Genomic DNA, 14,618 nt, shown 5'->3' on the forward strand with positions numbered 1-14,618 from the left:
CCTTAAAACTGCACTGACTGCTTAATTGCTGATAACACTTTTAATGCATCAGGAATATATTCTTTTTCCAGTGCAAGCGGATACGGTGTATCTAAACCACATACGCGACTAATTGGCGATTCTAAATGTAAGAAACACTCTTGCTGGATTGTTGCAGCAATTTCGGCACCAAAACCGCACGTAATAGGTGCTTCATGGCTGATGATTAAGCGGCCAGTTTTAGTTACTGACTTAGCAACCGTTTCAACATCCCAAGGTTGAATACTGCGTAAATCAATCACTTCACAGCTAATGCCATCTTGCTTCGCCATTTCAGCTGCTTTTTCAATGATTTCCATTTGTGCGCCCCATGCAAGCAGCGTGATGTCTGAACCTTCAGAAACCACTTCCGCTTTACCAATTGGGATAATAAAATCATCTTCTGGCACATCGCCGATAGAGGCGCGATATAAGCGCTTAGGCTCAAAGAAAATAATTGGGTTATCGTCTTTAATACATGCGCGTAACAAACCTTTTGCTTGGTAAGCGTTGCGTGGCACAACCAATTTTAAACCCGGTGTATGAGCAAAATACGCTTCTGGCGATTGAGAGTGGTATAAACCACCGGCGATACCGCCACCGTATGGTGTACGAATAGTTAGCTTACCCACATTAAATTCATTACCACTGCGGTAACGGAACTTAGCAGACTCGTTTACGATTTGGTCAAACGCTGGGAAAATATAGTCAGCGAATTGGATTTCTGCAATGGCAGGTGCACCTGCTGCCGCTAAACCGTTAGCGAAACCTAAAATACCTTGTTCTGTAAGCGGCGTATTAAACACACGGTGTTTACCGTATTTTTCTTGTAAGCCACTGGTAGCACGAAATACACCACCAAAATAACCCACATCTTCACCAAAAATACAGGCAAGTGGGTGTTCCGACATTGAAATATCAAGCGCAGAATTAATCGCTTGTAACATATTCATTTGTGCCATTATTTGATTCTCCCTGCGGTTGTCGGGTAAGCGTCTGGATGCGCTTTTACATGCTCTTTTAATGCTTCGAGTTGTTTTTCAAGTAATGGAATTGGTGTGTCGTACACATCTGTAACTAAATCTTCAATCGGTGGCTTAGCTACTTTTTCAGCTACTTTTACAGCGTCTAAAATCGCTTCACGCAAGCTTTCATCTTCTGCGTTATCTTGCGCTTCGTCTAACCAATCTTTGCTTATTAAGTAGCCTTTGAAACGTTGAATTGGGCATTTAGTATTGGTGCTTTCTTCTTCTTTTGAACGATATCCCGTAGGGTCATCCGACGTCGAGTGCGCACCTAAGCGATATGCAATCGATTCAATTAATACTGGTTCACCCGTTTCTACACTGTATTGACGTGCTTTTTGCGTCGCAGCATAAACTGCAAGCGCATCTGCACCATCAACACGAATTGTTTTTATGCCATAACCAACACCGCGGCTGGCAATACCGTCACCTGCAAATTGCTCGTCTGCCGGTGTTGAAATTGCATAACCGTTATTACGCGCAAAAAAGATAACCGGCGCTTTTAAAACAGCAGCCATGTTCAGGCCCGCGTGAAAGTCGCCTTCAGATGCAGCACCTTCACCAAAATAGCATAACGTGATGTTATCAATTTCAGAATCAAGCTCGCCCGATTTCGCATTAACGTGTGGAATTTTTTGTGAATACGCATAGCCTGTTGCTTGTGGAATTTGCGTTCCAAGCGGCGATGAAATCGTCATGTAGTGCAATTCTTTTGAACCATAGTGAATTGGCATTTGACGACCTTTACCCAAATCTTTCTCATTGGAGAACATTTGGTTCATAAACTGCTCTAAGCTAAAACCGCGATAACGCAGTGCAGCTTGCTCGCGATACTGCGCCATAATCATATCGCTGTCTTTTAGCGCTGCGGCACTGGCCGTAACAGCGCCTTCTTCACCTAAACATTGCATATAGAACGAAACGCGACCTTGGCGTTGGGCTGCTTGCATACGTTCATCTAACGCACGGATGAATCGCATGGTTTTGTAAATTTTTAGTGCAGTGTCTTTATCAATGTTTGGATCTACCGCGCCTTTTACTAAATGACCATTTTCATCTAATAAACTAACAGTAGGTATGTCTAATGCGGATGGATCGATAAACTCGAGTTCCGTTGACGCATTTAACGACACATTTTGCGGGTTCGTCATAGCTTACCTCTAATGATGTAGCGCTTTAAAAATGAGTAAATATCCAATTTAGCAACATAATTAGCAATACGTTGAGATACGCATAACAGCTAGGTTATTTGAAATAAATGCATCAATTCAACTAACAATAACCATTAAACAACTAATTTATGCAAATGACTGGTATGATTAGTACATATCACCCATAAATTGGACTGATATTAAATTAAAGTTAGCTCGACTTTACGTTAACGTAAACGGATATTCAACTAATTTTAGCTGAATATCCGAAAAGGTGTGGCAAGATATTTATACAAAATCTGTTTTATTTTGTAGCGGGATAACAGTCAATAATGCACGTTGACCAAGTGCCACCTTTGCGTTAGGGAAAATAATGGCTTCGCCATCAACATCGGCAAAATATTCGGTATTGCCGTCGGTTGCCAATAGCGCTCCTTTGGCAAAGCCTGTAAAGTTTGCAGCGCTGTCGCTAAACGGAAAACTAAAGTTTTGCTCTGTACGATTAATGGTGCGGTATACATCGAATAACTCAAAGTCATCAAAGTTAAACGCGGGATATTGCATCTCAAGTTGAGAGATCAGCTGAATTAAGCTCTGCTTAGCCTTTTCAAAGCGTGACATATCGTTTTCGCCAAACGGTCTTACTTTACCTAGTTCGATTGTGAACGCATCGGCACCAAAGGTACTGCTAGAAAAATAGCTGAATGTGGTTGCAGCAGACTTCATCATCATTACGGTATTTACACCACAGCTTAATAAAAAGCTTAATTCTTCTTTTTTCCAGGGTTTACCGTGTAAAAATGGGTATACCGCGAATTTTTCATTCTTAGAATCGCGAATGGCTGTGTGCAAGTCGTAATGGATACGTTTTCTGTTTTCACCGGGTTCTTTATTAAAGAAATCACTTACGTAGTTTTCGAGTTTTGCCGCACGTATTTTTTCATTATTCTGCTCACCCGCTTTGTGTGCACCACAAAACAAACGATTGAGGTTTTCTTCAACAAAACGCTTCGCAATATTAATAGATGCAGGGTTACCAAAAATAAACAGCACACGATGCGCTAGGGTTAATTTACCCTTGATAATGTTTTGGATAAGCTCATCACAAATTTCTATAGGCGCAGTTTCATTACCATGCACAGCTGACGATAAGACAATGTCCTTTTTGCCATAGCTAGTTGGAGTAAACTCAATTACGCCTGTATCTTTAACGCTGACATGCGTGCCGTTCTCTAAAGTGAACTCAAAAGGGTCTAAATGCCATTCATGATTACGGGTAATAGATAAAAAATCGCCTGAAGTTGCTAGATTTGTTGTTGTCATAGTACTCATCTTTGTTCTTTACATAATAAAAAAGGCGGTAAACCGCCTTTTAAAACTTCTAATAATGTTATGAAATAACCGAATTAACTAAAGCGATGGCTTCAGTTTCAAGCTCGTTTAAATGTGCCTCAGAGACAAATGATTCAAGATAAATTTTATAGATATCTTCGGTACCTGAAGGACGGGCAGCAAACCAACCATTAGCCGTTGTTACCTTTAAGCCACCAATTGCCGCGCCGTTGCCCGGTGCGTGCGTTAGCTTTGCGGTAATTTCATCACCTGCTAAGGTATTTGCACTAACGTCTTCCGCCGATAGTTTTGACAGTTTGGCTTTTTGCGCCGTATTTGCAGGGGCATCTAAGCGCTTATAAAGTGGTGCACCGAATTCGTCAGTAAGTGCTTTATAATGCTGACTCGGTGTTTTACCAGTAACCGCTAAAATTTCAGCGGCTAGTAAAGCTAAAATAAAGCCGTCTTTATCGGTTTCCCAAACGCTACCGTCGCGTCGTAAAAATGCGGCTCCTGCACTTTCTTCACCGCCAAACAGTAAACTTGATTCTAGTAAACCATCAACGAACCATTTAAAGCCAACAGGCACTTCAAATACTTCACGACCATGCTTGGCGACGACTTTATCAATCATGCCACTCGATACCAAAGTTTTACCTACTTTGGCGTTGGCCGGCCAATCTGGGCGATGACTAATTAGGTAATCAATCGCAACAGCTAAATAATGGTTCGGGTTCATTAAACCATCGGGCGTAACAATGCCATGACGGTCATAATCAGGGTCGTTACCTACCGCAATATCAAACTTATCTTTCATGGCAATTAAGCTTGCCATTGCGTGTGGTGATGAACAATCCATACGAATTTTGCCGTCTTTATCTAACGACATAAACGAAAACTGTGGGTCGATTTTCTCGTTAACCACAGTAATATCAAGATTGTATTTTTCAGCAATCAGTGGCCAGAAATTAATACCAGAACCACCGAGTGGATCAACGCCAATTTTAATGCCTGCTTTGCTGATCGCTTGCATATCAATAATGTTAGCTAAATCGTCAATATACGGTGTCATTAAGTCTTGGTATTGAATAAAGCCCGAACGCTTGGCTTTTACAAATGGAAATAGCTCAACTTCAACCAAGTCTTCAATTAACAATTGGTTTGCTCTATTTTCAATCCACTTTGTAATGTCGGTATCAGCAGGACCACCATTTGGCGGGTTGTACTTAAAACCACCATCCTGTGGCGGGTTGTGTGAAGGTGTAATCACGATACCATCCGCAAGTTCAGCACTGTGCGTTTTATTGTGCGTGACAATCGCATGACTAATTACAGGTGTCGGTGTGAAATCATCATTTTCTTGCGTTACAACCTGCACTTCGTTCGCAACCAATACTTCAATAGCAGAGTTAAACGCAGCTTCTGATAACGCATGCGTATCTTTGCCTAAAAACAGTGGGCCAAATATATTGTTTTGTTTACGGTAATCACAAATCGCTTGAGTGATTGCCAATATATGAGACTCGTTGAATTTTGTGTCTAACGAACACCCACGGTGCCCTGATGTACCAAACGCAACAGCTTGCTCTGAGTTTTGCTCAATATCTGGTTCATACAAATAATAAGCTGACATCAGTTTAGGAATGTTGACTAAATCAGATTGTACGGCGCGCTGCCCTGCTCTTTCATGGTTTGCCATGATTCACCTTCAATATATTTATAAGTAATCGCGTAGCTTTTCGGCTTCTTCTTCACTGTAGCCTAATGATATGGCAACTTCGTGAACCATCATTTTTTTACGTGTCGTGTTTGAGTTCGTCATAACCCAATAGCCACTATCCATAATATTTTTTGGGTTAGTACTGCTACCCGATGCAATTAAATCTTCTTTATTGGTTGCAAAATAAATACGGTCGCGTCCTTTAATATCCAGTACACGATTAAAAATGCCTTTATGTGTACGGTGCAGCGCAGAAAGAATAAACAAAAAGCGGCCAACCACGCCTTTTTGCATTGCCAACTCTTCTTTATTAAGAATATTAAATACGTTGTCGCATTTATGTTCTTTTTGTTCTGGTTGGGCGGCTTCAGGCGCCTCTTCTTGCGTTTCTGTTACTGCCTTTTCTTGGAGTTCCGTATCCAGCTGTAACAAACGGCGCAATATTTGCGATGCACTTTCACCAATACTCTGCGTATTACTTGCTATATACTGATATAACTCGTCGTCGATTTCGATTTTTTTCATGGTTATCCTAATTGTTAGACGAATTTAGCAAAAATCCCGCATAGTATACCCAGTTTAAATTCATTTCTCTATGTTTGCTTTTTCAAGTTTCACTCGGCACAATGCAGCTTTTACATTAGCTTAGCGACCCCTATGCAATTAAATTACACTCAGCTAGGTGAGAAAACCGACGCGCTCCCAATTGTCATTATTCATGGACTATTTGGTTCAAAAGAAAACCTAAATGTAATCGCCAAACCTCTGAGCGAGCAAAATTGTGTAATCAACATTGATTTACGTAATCACGGACAATCATTTCACAATAGCGAAATGACATACACTGCGATGGCAGATGATGTTTTTAAACTATTAGATGAGTTAATTATTTCTCGTGCAATTGTGATTGGTCACTCTATGGGTGGTAAAGTCGCAATGCAAATGGCGTTAACGAATTGTAACCGTGTCGAAAAGTTGGTTGTACTCGATATCGCACCAACTAAATATTCACCTCGTCATCAACAAGTATTTAATGGATTAAATAATGTTGATTTACAGGCAATCACTAACCGCAGCGACGCCGATAAACAATTGGCAGAGTACATTCCAGAGGATGGTGTAAGGCAATTTTTATTAAAGAGCCTTGCAAAAACAGATAGCGGGTTTGCATGGCGCTTTAATTTGCCTCAACTAATTGCATCGTACGATAATATTTTAGATAAGCCGCAAGGTGATGCGTTTAAAAAGCCAACCTTATTTATAAAAGGTGCTAACTCAGACTACATTTTAGAAGCCCATCGCGGTGAAATTGCAGCGCTTTTCCCAAATGCGAAAGCCAAGATCATCGCAGGTGCAGGTCACTGGCTACATGCTGAAAAACCAAGCCAAGTGAATTTGGCAATAGCTCAGTTTCTAAGTGCAGATTAAATAGTTTTGTTTTTATCAAGAGCCTAGCTGTGTTTAACATGCAAACGATTAGTTAGGTTCTTTTCCCCTCCGTGTTTTATACATTTAGTAAATTATCTATTTATTATATTCACTAAATTCATGCTTTTATAGTTGATGTTACAAACGTACACGAAATTTACAAAGCACACTAAAATGCTTTAAATACAAACCGAAACCCTCCCTAGTGGATTTACTTATTTGTGATTTTGTTAGCCTTAAAAACCACACTTTTTAAAGTGGTACTATTTTTGATCTTTGATAATGTATTTAACGGCTTACTATGCTATAGTTGCGGCCGTTTTCGCGCAGATACAGAATAATAATGTTAGATAAATTATTAGATGGTATTGATATACTTGGACTCTATTTCGGCTTAGCCGGAATATTCTTTTTAATCGGTATGGCAATCCAAGACGTTTTAAAAAAAGGTGACGTTCCTAAATTTGGGCGTTACGTCGTTTGGTTAGTGCTGTTTTTAGGCTGTTCTGGGTTTATTGCGAAAGGGCTTATTCAGGTATTTTGGCAAGGTGCTGGAGTTGGATAATGGCCAAAGCGGAATCTGACAGAACGACCCGAGACTTATTTGAACACGATAAGCGACCGGGGCGTCCAAAAACCAACCCCTTACCACGAGAATTACAGCTTAAAATCAATAAGCGTAATCAGCTTAAACGTGATAAAGCACGTGGTTTAAAACGCGTCGAATTCAAGGTGTCTTCAGAGCTATATCAAGCATTAAATGATATGGCTGAAGAGCAGAACGTGAGTCGAAGCGCATTAATAGAAATTATATTACAAGAGAAATTAGCGACAAAAAGGTAATAAACTATGGCAAGCGTAGGCATTTTTTTTGGTAGTGATACAGGTAATACAGAGCACGTCGCCAAGCTAATTCAAAAAGAGCTAGGTAAGAAAATGGTGGATGTTCATGACATCGCTAAAAGCTCAAAAGAAGACATTGCTGAATTTGATTTAATTTTATTTGGTATCCCAACTTGGTATTACGGCGAAGCGCAATGCGATTGGGATGATTTCTTCCCTGAATTGGAAGAAATTAGCTTCGACGGTAAGCTAGTTGCTATTTTTGGCTGCGGCGACCAAGAAGATTACGCCGAGTACTTCCTTGACGCTATGGGCATGATTAACGATATCGTTACTGAACGTGGCGCTATTGTTGTTGGCCATTGGTCGACTGAAGGTTATGAATTTGAAGCGTCAAAAGCATTAGTTGATGACAACCACTTTGTTGGTTTAGGTATTGATGAAGACCGTCAGCCTGAACTAACAGAAAAGCGCATTAAAGATTGGTGTGCTCAAGTGTATGATGAAATGTGCTTGGCAGAATTAGAAGATTAAAGTTAAACCTGCGTTTACATTAGGCTATATCTAGTATAGCCTTACTAAAACGTCGTGCAAATATAGACAAAACAATAGAAAAACGAGACCAAGTTGATGACTGATCACAATTTAGAGCTAAAAAAAGCAGGTTTAAAAGTAACACTGCCGCGAATCAAAATCTTGGAGATTTTACAGTCGCCAGATAATCAACATATCAGCGCTGAAGATGTTTATAAAATCTTATTAGATAAAGGCGAAGAAATTGGTCTTGCCACTGTTTACCGTGTTCTTAACCAATTTGATGATGCCGGTATTGTTACCCGTCACCACTTTGAAGGCGGCAAATCAGTATTTGAACTAGCTGGCAGCACACACCATGATCACTTGGTATGCTTAAAGTGCGGTAAAGTAGTTGAATTCGAAGACGACGTGATTGAAACGCGTCAAGAAGAGATTGCTAAAGACAACGGCATCAAGCTAACAAACCACTCGCTTTATCTTTACGGTGAATGTGAAGATAAAGAAGCATGTAAAAAATATGCAGACGATAACAGCTAATTGTTAAGTCGATGATTTAAAAGCGCCAATTGGCGCTTTTTTTGTTTGTATTATGTTGTTTTTATAATGCTTGTTAGCAACCAACAGGCACTTTCTTTTATCAATTGACCGCTAATTATATCAATTCCGTTAAATACGTGAGCAGGGAGAGCTCAGGTTTAGTGAAATTCAAACTAGGCGAAATTTTTCTTATGTAGTTGCTGAACATTGATAAATTCTAATGCAGTTCGCATGATATTTAGCGCGCTAAGATGCTCACTACTTAAATGAATTGGTATTGTTAATAACCCGTTCTAATGCAAATTGCACCCACGCCCCACCCTCTGTGTGGTTTTGAAGTTTAAGTACCGAACCATGATTTTCAATAATTACGCGTGACAACATTAAACCGATACCATTCCCCCCGCTTTTTGTTGTATAAAACGCAGTGCCGGCGTCTTCCAAATTAGAAAAGCCAGGTCCAGTATCGATGACATCAAATATAATGTCTGTATCGTTTGCGCTAAGCTTTAAAAACACATGTGGTGATGGACTAGATGCTTCACGTGCATTATTAATTAAATGACAGAGCACTTGCTTTATCTGACTTATATCGAAAAAGCCAAACACGCTTTGCTCATATTGAATTTTGATATCTGGGTAAATTGCCGTTAACTGCTCGCATAACGTATCACAGCTTTCAATGTTTTTGTGAGCCGCTGGTAATTTTGCCAGTGACACATAGTTATCCATAAACGATTTTAAGTAATTCGCACGTTCATTAATTAGCGTTAAACCCGTTGTAAAACTATCCCTGTCAATGTCATTTGCGAGCCGTTTATTTAGGCTGCGCGCGACTGTGCCAATTGGCGCCAGTGTATTATTAATCTCGTGACTTAGAATACGAACAAACTTTTTAAGCGCGTCTTTTTCTTGTTGATATAAAATAGAATCCAATTGCTTTAAAACTAACAAAACGTAATTTTGTTCACCGATACGACAGTACGATTGCTCGATTAAAAATGCATGCTGTTTGCCATTAATTGTTAAGGCCACTTTCCCTTGTTGTTGATTGGCTAGTAACGCCTTGTACCAAGTCCACATATTACTTTGGTCACTTGCATCGAATGTTTGCGCCGCGTATTGATTTCTGAATATACAGCTGTGTTCGTTAAACACCAGCAATGCAAAATCAACCTTCTCGATTATCTGCGCTAGCAAATCTTGTTGCTCGGTTACTAACCGCTGGTCTTTTTGCATTTTAGTTGCAAGGGCATTTAAGTGTTCAACAGTAGAGCTTAACGCGCTATCTTGTGCCTCGTTTGCTCTAATTGCATACTCACCTTGGCGCAATGAAATCAATAACGTATCGATTAAATTAATGGTATTGCGTTTAGCTATCGCATCGCGATAGGTCTCTATTGAAAACCATAATGCTGAGATGAGATTTACCAATAAAATAAGCGCTAACGGGTAATCATGAGTGATCAATAAGCCATTGACGAGTATCAATAACAGCAGGCTTGTCAGCCAGCGCCCTGAAAATGCGTTAAACCGCATCATACTTAGACATTTTGCGATACCAAGCACTGCGCGACATTCCTAAACTTTTGGCCGCTTTTGATGCGTTGCCATTAAAGTGTTCGAGCCGCGATAATAACGCTTGTTCAATGACTTCATCGATACTGAGCGTCATATCAACTGTGTGTTGTACATTTGGTTTATTATTGCTTGTTGTAGCACTTAACATTAAATCTTGAGCAGTTATTTGCTGTCCATTCGCCATAAATATAACTCGCTCAATAATATGTTTCAGTTCCCTAACATTACCCGGAAAACCATAGTTAAGCAGTGCCTGTTTAGCGCACTGTGCTAGTGACAAAGCAGGCTTATCGTATTGCTTACAAAATGATGTTAAAAACTGGTTTGCTAGCGGTAAAATATCGTCTTTACACGATCTTAACGGGGGGATTTCAATTTCAACTGTATTTAAACGGTAATATAAATCTTGGCGAAACAACTCGTTTGCAATTGCTTCAGATAAATCCGTATTGGTTGCAGAAATAATACGCGCTTTATTCTCTAACACCTTGCTGCTACCAAGGGCTGTGTATTTTCGCTCTTCAAGTACATGCAATAACTTTGCTTGTGATTGTGCGGATAAGTTAGCGATTTCATCCAAAAACAAGGTGCCATCTTCAGCTAAGGTAAACGCTCCTAAACGATCTTGGCTTGCGCCAGTAAACGCCCCTTTTTTATGGCCAAACACTTCAGAGTTAAACAACTCATCACTCAGCGCCCCCATATTGAGAGCGATAAAACTGGCATTAGAGCGATTAGAATGCTGATGAATATACTTCGCGTAATAGCTTTTGCCGGTGCCATTTTCACCCGTTAGCAGTATATTCATATCACTTTTTGCTAAGTTTTCGAGTTGACTCAAAACATGCTGCTTTTGTGTGCTATATGCGTGTAATGCGGATTGGGGTACAATTGAGCGTTGTTTTTCTTGGGTTAATCGCGCTAAATCTTGCTTATCGCGACGAGTGTTTAGCTGTAATTTAATTGCATGGGCTAAACGTTCATCTTGCCACGGTTTTTCGATAAAATCTGCAGCCCCCGTGGTTAACGCTTTAACAGCTAAATCAAGCGTTGCCCAACCCGTCATCACAATCACAGGTAACAGCGGGTCTAGTTCTTTCAGCACTTCAATTGCAGTTAACCCCTCTTCGCCACTGGTAGTATTTTGGCTAAAATTCATATCGAGCAGCACTAAATCGACACTGTTTTTTGCAACATAATCGAGCGCTGTATCCGGTGAAAGCACACCGTGACAAAGATACCCTTCGTCTTCTAAAAAGAACTTGAGACTCGCTTGAATATCAAGCGAGTCGTCGACAACTAAAATTGTTTTCAAGAAACCTTAATCCATTCTTAAACTTGTTGCAGGCTGCTGTTTAATAACGTACCTTACTGGTACGTATAGTGCGAGACAAACCGCTGCAAGTACCACAACTACAGTCAATGCACCCGCCTCTAACATAATGTTAATTGGCACATTTCCTCTTAAAAAGCTTTCTGCAAGATAACATAGAATGCCAAACACTAACAACGACGTACCAATACCGTACAAAATATGCGTAATGTTCTTTTTAATAAATAACCGCATAATTTGACTATCTTTAGCCCCAATCGCGCGGCGAATTCCTATCTCATAACGGGATTTATTGATATTGCTAATACCCATCGCATAAATACCGATTAGCGATAGTGTTAGAGCGAAACCACCTACCAGCAAAAATACATAAATAATTGCTGCAAATGAATTAATCATGGATGTGTGGTTATCGTAATGGTCGAACATGTAATACATGGTTAAATCATGAGATAATTGCATCTTAACGCGATAGAAGTCCTCTAATGCTTCATTTGCCGTGTTATTGGTCAATAATCGAATGTTTACACTGTCATCCATAAAATGCGTTTGGCGTAAACTAAAGTAGAGCTCATGGCGCGAGTCACCTGATACTCCGCTGATTTCATCTTTTGCAACGCCGATAATCTTAGCACTTGGCCACTTTGCGTCTTTCAACATTAATTGCGACCCGATCACATTTTGACTACCAAACAAAGCGTTAGCAAGTGACTCACTAATGATTACTACTGGTTTTGATTCACTGTTGTCATTGCTGTTGAAATTTCGCCCAGTTAACAACTCTCGGGCAAACAAATGTGACTCTGCACTAATACTGATAAACTTCTCATTATAGACATCACCATTTGGGTACAGTACGTCAGCGTGTATATGCGAATCAAACACTACCGCGTCAATAATATTGCCTTGCTTTGAAAGCCCCGCCGCTAATGTATTTATTAGCGTTAATTGTTCGTCGTTGGTTAGCTCATCATTATTATCAAAATCCAGATAAACCGAGTAAACGCCTTTACTGAGCTCGCCATCAATATTCGTTGCAATTGAATACATCACATAGCCAACAGTACTTGCAATCATTAGCAAAAAACTCACCAATGATACTTGCACGCATAATAAACGACGTGACATCAGTGTGGTTTCTTTACCCGTTGCGCCTCGTGTACCATCGCGCAGTACATTGCTAATGTTAAACTTTGCCGATTTATATGCCGGCAGTAACACGGCAAATGTAAAAATAATGGCTAATAGTAACAGCGAGACTAAAACTGTTTGCCCATTTAAATGCCAATACCACCAATACGGCATTTTTCCGCCAAACATTACATTCATGTAAAAATTCAGTATTTCCAGTCCTAGCGACGTAAAGATCAAGGCAAATACCCAACTCACGATGCAATATATTAGACCTTCTGTAACATGCTGCTGGATCACACGCTTTTGTGTTGCACCGATTGCAGCGCGAATAGCAGACTCCTTTTGCTTTTCCATGATTTTCGCAAACAGTAAGTTGCCAATATTCACCCCTGAGATAAACAGCACAATCACAATACCAAACACAAATAAACCAAATACGAATACGGCTTCGCCATCGGTATTGAGTTCCACCAAAGTGAGTGATTCAATACGCACACCCTGCCCGGTTTGTTTATCACTGTCACTTACCTGATCTTTGATTGCGTTGTAAAAATAATGAGCGATTTGGGTTTCGAAGGTGCGTTCGAATTCGGCATTTGGCAACTTATAAAGAATATCGATACCATCATCAGGCTTCATATTCGCCTGCTTTAGCGGCAGCCAAATCTTTGAAAAAATCGGAAAATGATTACGTTTTTCCATTACGCCAACAATAGTATGCGGCTTGCCTGCCACGTTTAACTGTTTACCAAGAATAGCGCTATCGCCCTGAAATAGTTGCTGCCACACGATATGTGAAATAACTACCACATCGGGTGCATTACTGCTGTAATCGACGTTCGTAAAGCCTCGCCCAATTACCGGCTCTTGTCCCAAAAACTTAAAAAATGACGGGTCAACATAAGACGCTCGAAAATGCTTACCATAATGTTGCGTACTCAACCATAAACTGCTGCGCTTAATGGTGCTCCAGCTTTCAAGTGAATTGACCTCATCCAGCTGTTTAAAGCCATCTAACATCGAATACGTAAATTCTCGTTGCGATGTTAACGAATTCCATACCTTTAAGATGCGAATGTCTTCTTTGTTGTGATTAAAACTTGAGTGCGAAAACGCGATGGTATGAATAAAGTTAAACCCTATCAATGAAATGGTTAAACTCCCTACCATAATAAAGATCATTAACAGTGAAAAACGCAGTGATTTAACGATATTGCGCAGCGCGTAGCGAAAGTCTAATAACAGCCCCATAGCTTATACCTCTATCGCCGCTGAAGGATTAGTATCAAAGGTTTTCTGTTTATCGCGCACAATTGCGCCGTCTAACATGTTCAACGTACGACTGGCATAGTGCGTTGACTCTGCATCGTGGGTTACCATACAAATTGTTTTACCTGACAGGTGTAAATCTTTTAGTAACTGCAATACTTGTTGCGCGTTTTTCGAATCTAAGTTACCAGTTGGTTCATCCGCTAAGATTAAGTCAGGCTCATTGATGAGCGCGCGAGCTACCGCAACACGCTGCTGTTGCCCCCCTGATAACTGTGAAGGAAAGTGATTAATGCGGTTCTCAAGGTCAACTAACATCAACGCCTTACGCGCTTTTTCAATCATTTCTTGCTCAGAGTAGCCACCGATATAGGTCAGTGGCAACATCACATTTTCGAGTACATTTAAGTCACTTATAAGGTTAAATGCTTGGAAGATAAATCCAATATGATTAGCGCGAATATGCGCGCGTTGATCAGAACTTAAATTAACCGCTTGTTTGCCGCTAATGGTGTAGTCGCCATCTGTTGGCTCATCAATTAGCCCTAGCACAGAAAGTAACGTCGACTTACCGCAACCAGAAGGCCCTGTTATAGCCACAAACTCCCCAGGATTAACCACTAGATTAATGCCATTAAGTGCTTGCGTTGCAATTTCATCGGTTTTAAATAGTTTTTCGATATTTTTTAAAGTGATAACTGGATTCATTG

Annotated in this window: 14 protein-coding genes; 5 read left to right on the plus strand and 9 right to left on the minus strand. The window is 40.3% G+C overall.

Going from position 1 to position 14,618, the window contains the following annotated elements; all coding sequences use genetic code 11:
* Window positions 1-2: 2 nt before the first annotated feature.
* The 5 genes from AC2IOM_RS11685 to seqA form a co-directional block, all read right to left on the minus strand.
* The gene (locus tag AC2IOM_RS11685) at window positions 3-980 is read right to left on the minus strand and encodes a transketolase C-terminal domain-containing protein (protein WP_486358466.1); all 978 of its coding nucleotides are present in this window, start codon (window positions 978-980) and stop codon (window positions 3-5) included.
* Window positions 980-2,194: a thiamine pyrophosphate-dependent dehydrogenase E1 component subunit alpha gene (locus AC2IOM_RS11690; protein WP_486358467.1), complete on the minus strand. Its 1,215-nt coding sequence runs from the start codon at window positions 2,192-2,194 to the stop codon at window positions 980-982. Before AC2IOM_RS11690 ends, AC2IOM_RS11685 begins: the two co-directional genes overlap by 1 nt.
* 288 nt (window positions 2,195-2,482) lie before the next feature.
* On the minus strand, window positions 2,483-3,526 hold the full coding sequence (astE, locus tag AC2IOM_RS11695; protein ID WP_486358468.1) for a succinylglutamate desuccinylase: 1,044 nt from the start codon (window positions 3,524-3,526) through the stop codon (window positions 2,483-2,485).
* Window positions 3,527-3,584: 58 nt separating this feature from the next.
* Window positions 3,585-5,225 carry a phosphoglucomutase (alpha-D-glucose-1,6-bisphosphate-dependent) gene (gene pgm / locus AC2IOM_RS11700; RefSeq protein WP_486358469.1) on the minus strand — a complete coding sequence of 547 codons (1,641 nt, stop codon included), beginning with the start codon at window positions 5,223-5,225 and terminating at the stop codon, window positions 3,585-3,587.
* A gap of 18 nt (window positions 5,226-5,243) precedes the next feature.
* The gene (gene seqA, locus AC2IOM_RS11705) at window positions 5,244-5,771 is read right to left on the minus strand and encodes a replication initiation negative regulator SeqA (protein ID WP_486358470.1); all 528 of its coding nucleotides are present in this window, start codon (window positions 5,769-5,771) and stop codon (window positions 5,244-5,246) included.
* Between the two features lie 132 nt (window positions 5,772-5,903).
* Here seqA and AC2IOM_RS11710 point away from each other — a divergent pair, with 132 nt between their 5' ends.
* The 5 genes from AC2IOM_RS11710 (at window position 5,904) to fur (ending at window position 8,591) form a co-directional block, all read left to right on the plus strand.
* Window positions 5,904-6,674, plus strand: coding sequence for an alpha/beta fold hydrolase (locus AC2IOM_RS11710; protein ID WP_486358471.1), 771 nt, complete (start codon window positions 5,904-5,906; stop codon window positions 6,672-6,674).
* 343 nt (window positions 6,675-7,017) lie between these two features.
* Window positions 7,018-7,239, plus strand: coding sequence for a DUF2788 domain-containing protein (locus AC2IOM_RS11715; protein ID WP_010560163.1), 222 nt, complete (start codon window positions 7,018-7,020; stop codon window positions 7,237-7,239).
* On the plus strand, window positions 7,239-7,517 hold the full coding sequence (gene ybfE / locus AC2IOM_RS11720; protein WP_010560164.1) for a LexA regulated protein: 279 nt from the start codon (window positions 7,239-7,241) through the stop codon (window positions 7,515-7,517). Before AC2IOM_RS11715 ends, ybfE begins: the two co-directional genes overlap by 1 nt.
* Window positions 7,518-7,523: 6 nt before the next feature.
* The gene (gene fldA, locus AC2IOM_RS11725) at window positions 7,524-8,051 is read left to right on the plus strand and encodes a flavodoxin FldA (protein WP_010560165.1); all 528 of its coding nucleotides are present in this window, start codon (window positions 7,524-7,526) and stop codon (window positions 8,049-8,051) included.
* A gap of 96 nt (window positions 8,052-8,147) precedes the next feature.
* The gene (gene fur, locus AC2IOM_RS11730) at window positions 8,148-8,591 is read left to right on the plus strand and encodes a ferric iron uptake transcriptional regulator (protein ID WP_010560166.1); all 444 of its coding nucleotides are present in this window, start codon (window positions 8,148-8,150) and stop codon (window positions 8,589-8,591) included.
* 258 nt (window positions 8,592-8,849) lie between these two features.
* Here fur and AC2IOM_RS11735 read toward each other — a convergent pair whose 3' ends face one another.
* The 4 genes from AC2IOM_RS11735 to AC2IOM_RS11750 are packed head-to-tail and all read right to left on the minus strand — an operon-like array spanning window position 8,850 to window position 14,616.
* Window positions 8,850-10,133, minus strand: coding sequence for a sensor histidine kinase (locus AC2IOM_RS11735; RefSeq protein ID WP_486358472.1), 1,284 nt, complete (start codon window positions 10,131-10,133; stop codon window positions 8,850-8,852).
* Window positions 10,120-11,487 (minus strand): sigma-54-dependent transcriptional regulator, encoded by a 1,368-nt coding sequence (locus AC2IOM_RS11740; RefSeq protein ID WP_486358473.1) that lies wholly within the window; start codon window positions 11,485-11,487, stop codon window positions 10,120-10,122. Before AC2IOM_RS11740 ends, AC2IOM_RS11735 begins: the two co-directional genes overlap by 14 nt.
* Before the next feature lie 6 nt (window positions 11,488-11,493).
* Complete coding sequence (locus AC2IOM_RS11745; protein ID WP_486358474.1) at window positions 11,494-13,890, minus strand: ABC transporter permease; 2,397 nt, start codon at window positions 13,888-13,890, stop codon at window positions 11,494-11,496.
* A gap of 3 nt (window positions 13,891-13,893) precedes the next feature.
* Window positions 13,894-14,616, minus strand: coding sequence for an ABC transporter ATP-binding protein (locus tag AC2IOM_RS11750; RefSeq protein ID WP_486358475.1), 723 nt, complete (start codon window positions 14,614-14,616; stop codon window positions 13,894-13,896).
* Window positions 14,617-14,618: the final 2 nt, after the last annotated feature.

This window comes from Pseudoalteromonas sp. NS-SX12 (assembly GCF_057367955.1).

Coding starts and splice junctions, on each gene's coding strand:
- ybfE (WP_010560164.1), top strand. CDS start 7,239: ATGGCCAAAGCGGAATCTGACAGAACGACCCGAGACTTATTTGAACAC.
- seqA (WP_486358470.1), bottom strand. CDS start 5,771: ATGAAAAAAATCGAAATCGACGACGAGTTATATCAGTATATAGCAAGT.
- AC2IOM_RS11745 (WP_486358474.1), bottom strand. CDS start 13,890: ATGGGGCTGTTATTAGACTTTCGCTACGCGCTGCGCAATATCGTTAAA.
- AC2IOM_RS11715 (WP_010560163.1), top strand. CDS start 7,018: ATGTTAGATAAATTATTAGATGGTATTGATATACTTGGACTCTATTTC.
- AC2IOM_RS11735 (WP_486358472.1), bottom strand. CDS start 10,133: ATGATGCGGTTTAACGCATTTTCAGGGCGCTGGCTGACAAGCCTGCTG.
- AC2IOM_RS11750 (WP_486358475.1), bottom strand. CDS start 14,616: ATGAATCCAGTTATCACTTTAAAAAATATCGAAAAACTATTTAAAACC.
- pgm (WP_486358469.1), bottom strand. CDS start 5,225: ATGGCAAACCATGAAAGAGCAGGGCAGCGCGCCGTACAATCTGATTTA.
- fur (WP_010560166.1), top strand. CDS start 8,148: ATGACTGATCACAATTTAGAGCTAAAAAAAGCAGGTTTAAAAGTAACA.
- AC2IOM_RS11690 (WP_486358467.1), bottom strand. CDS start 2,194: ATGACGAACCCGCAAAATGTGTCGTTAAATGCGTCAACGGAACTCGAG.
- astE (WP_486358468.1), bottom strand. CDS start 3,526: ATGAGTACTATGACAACAACAAATCTAGCAACTTCAGGCGATTTTTTA.
- AC2IOM_RS11685 (WP_486358466.1), bottom strand. CDS start 980: ATGGCACAAATGAATATGTTACAAGCGATTAATTCTGCGCTTGATATT.
- fldA (WP_010560165.1), top strand. CDS start 7,524: ATGGCAAGCGTAGGCATTTTTTTTGGTAGTGATACAGGTAATACAGAG.
- AC2IOM_RS11710 (WP_486358471.1), top strand. CDS start 5,904: ATGCAATTAAATTACACTCAGCTAGGTGAGAAAACCGACGCGCTCCCA.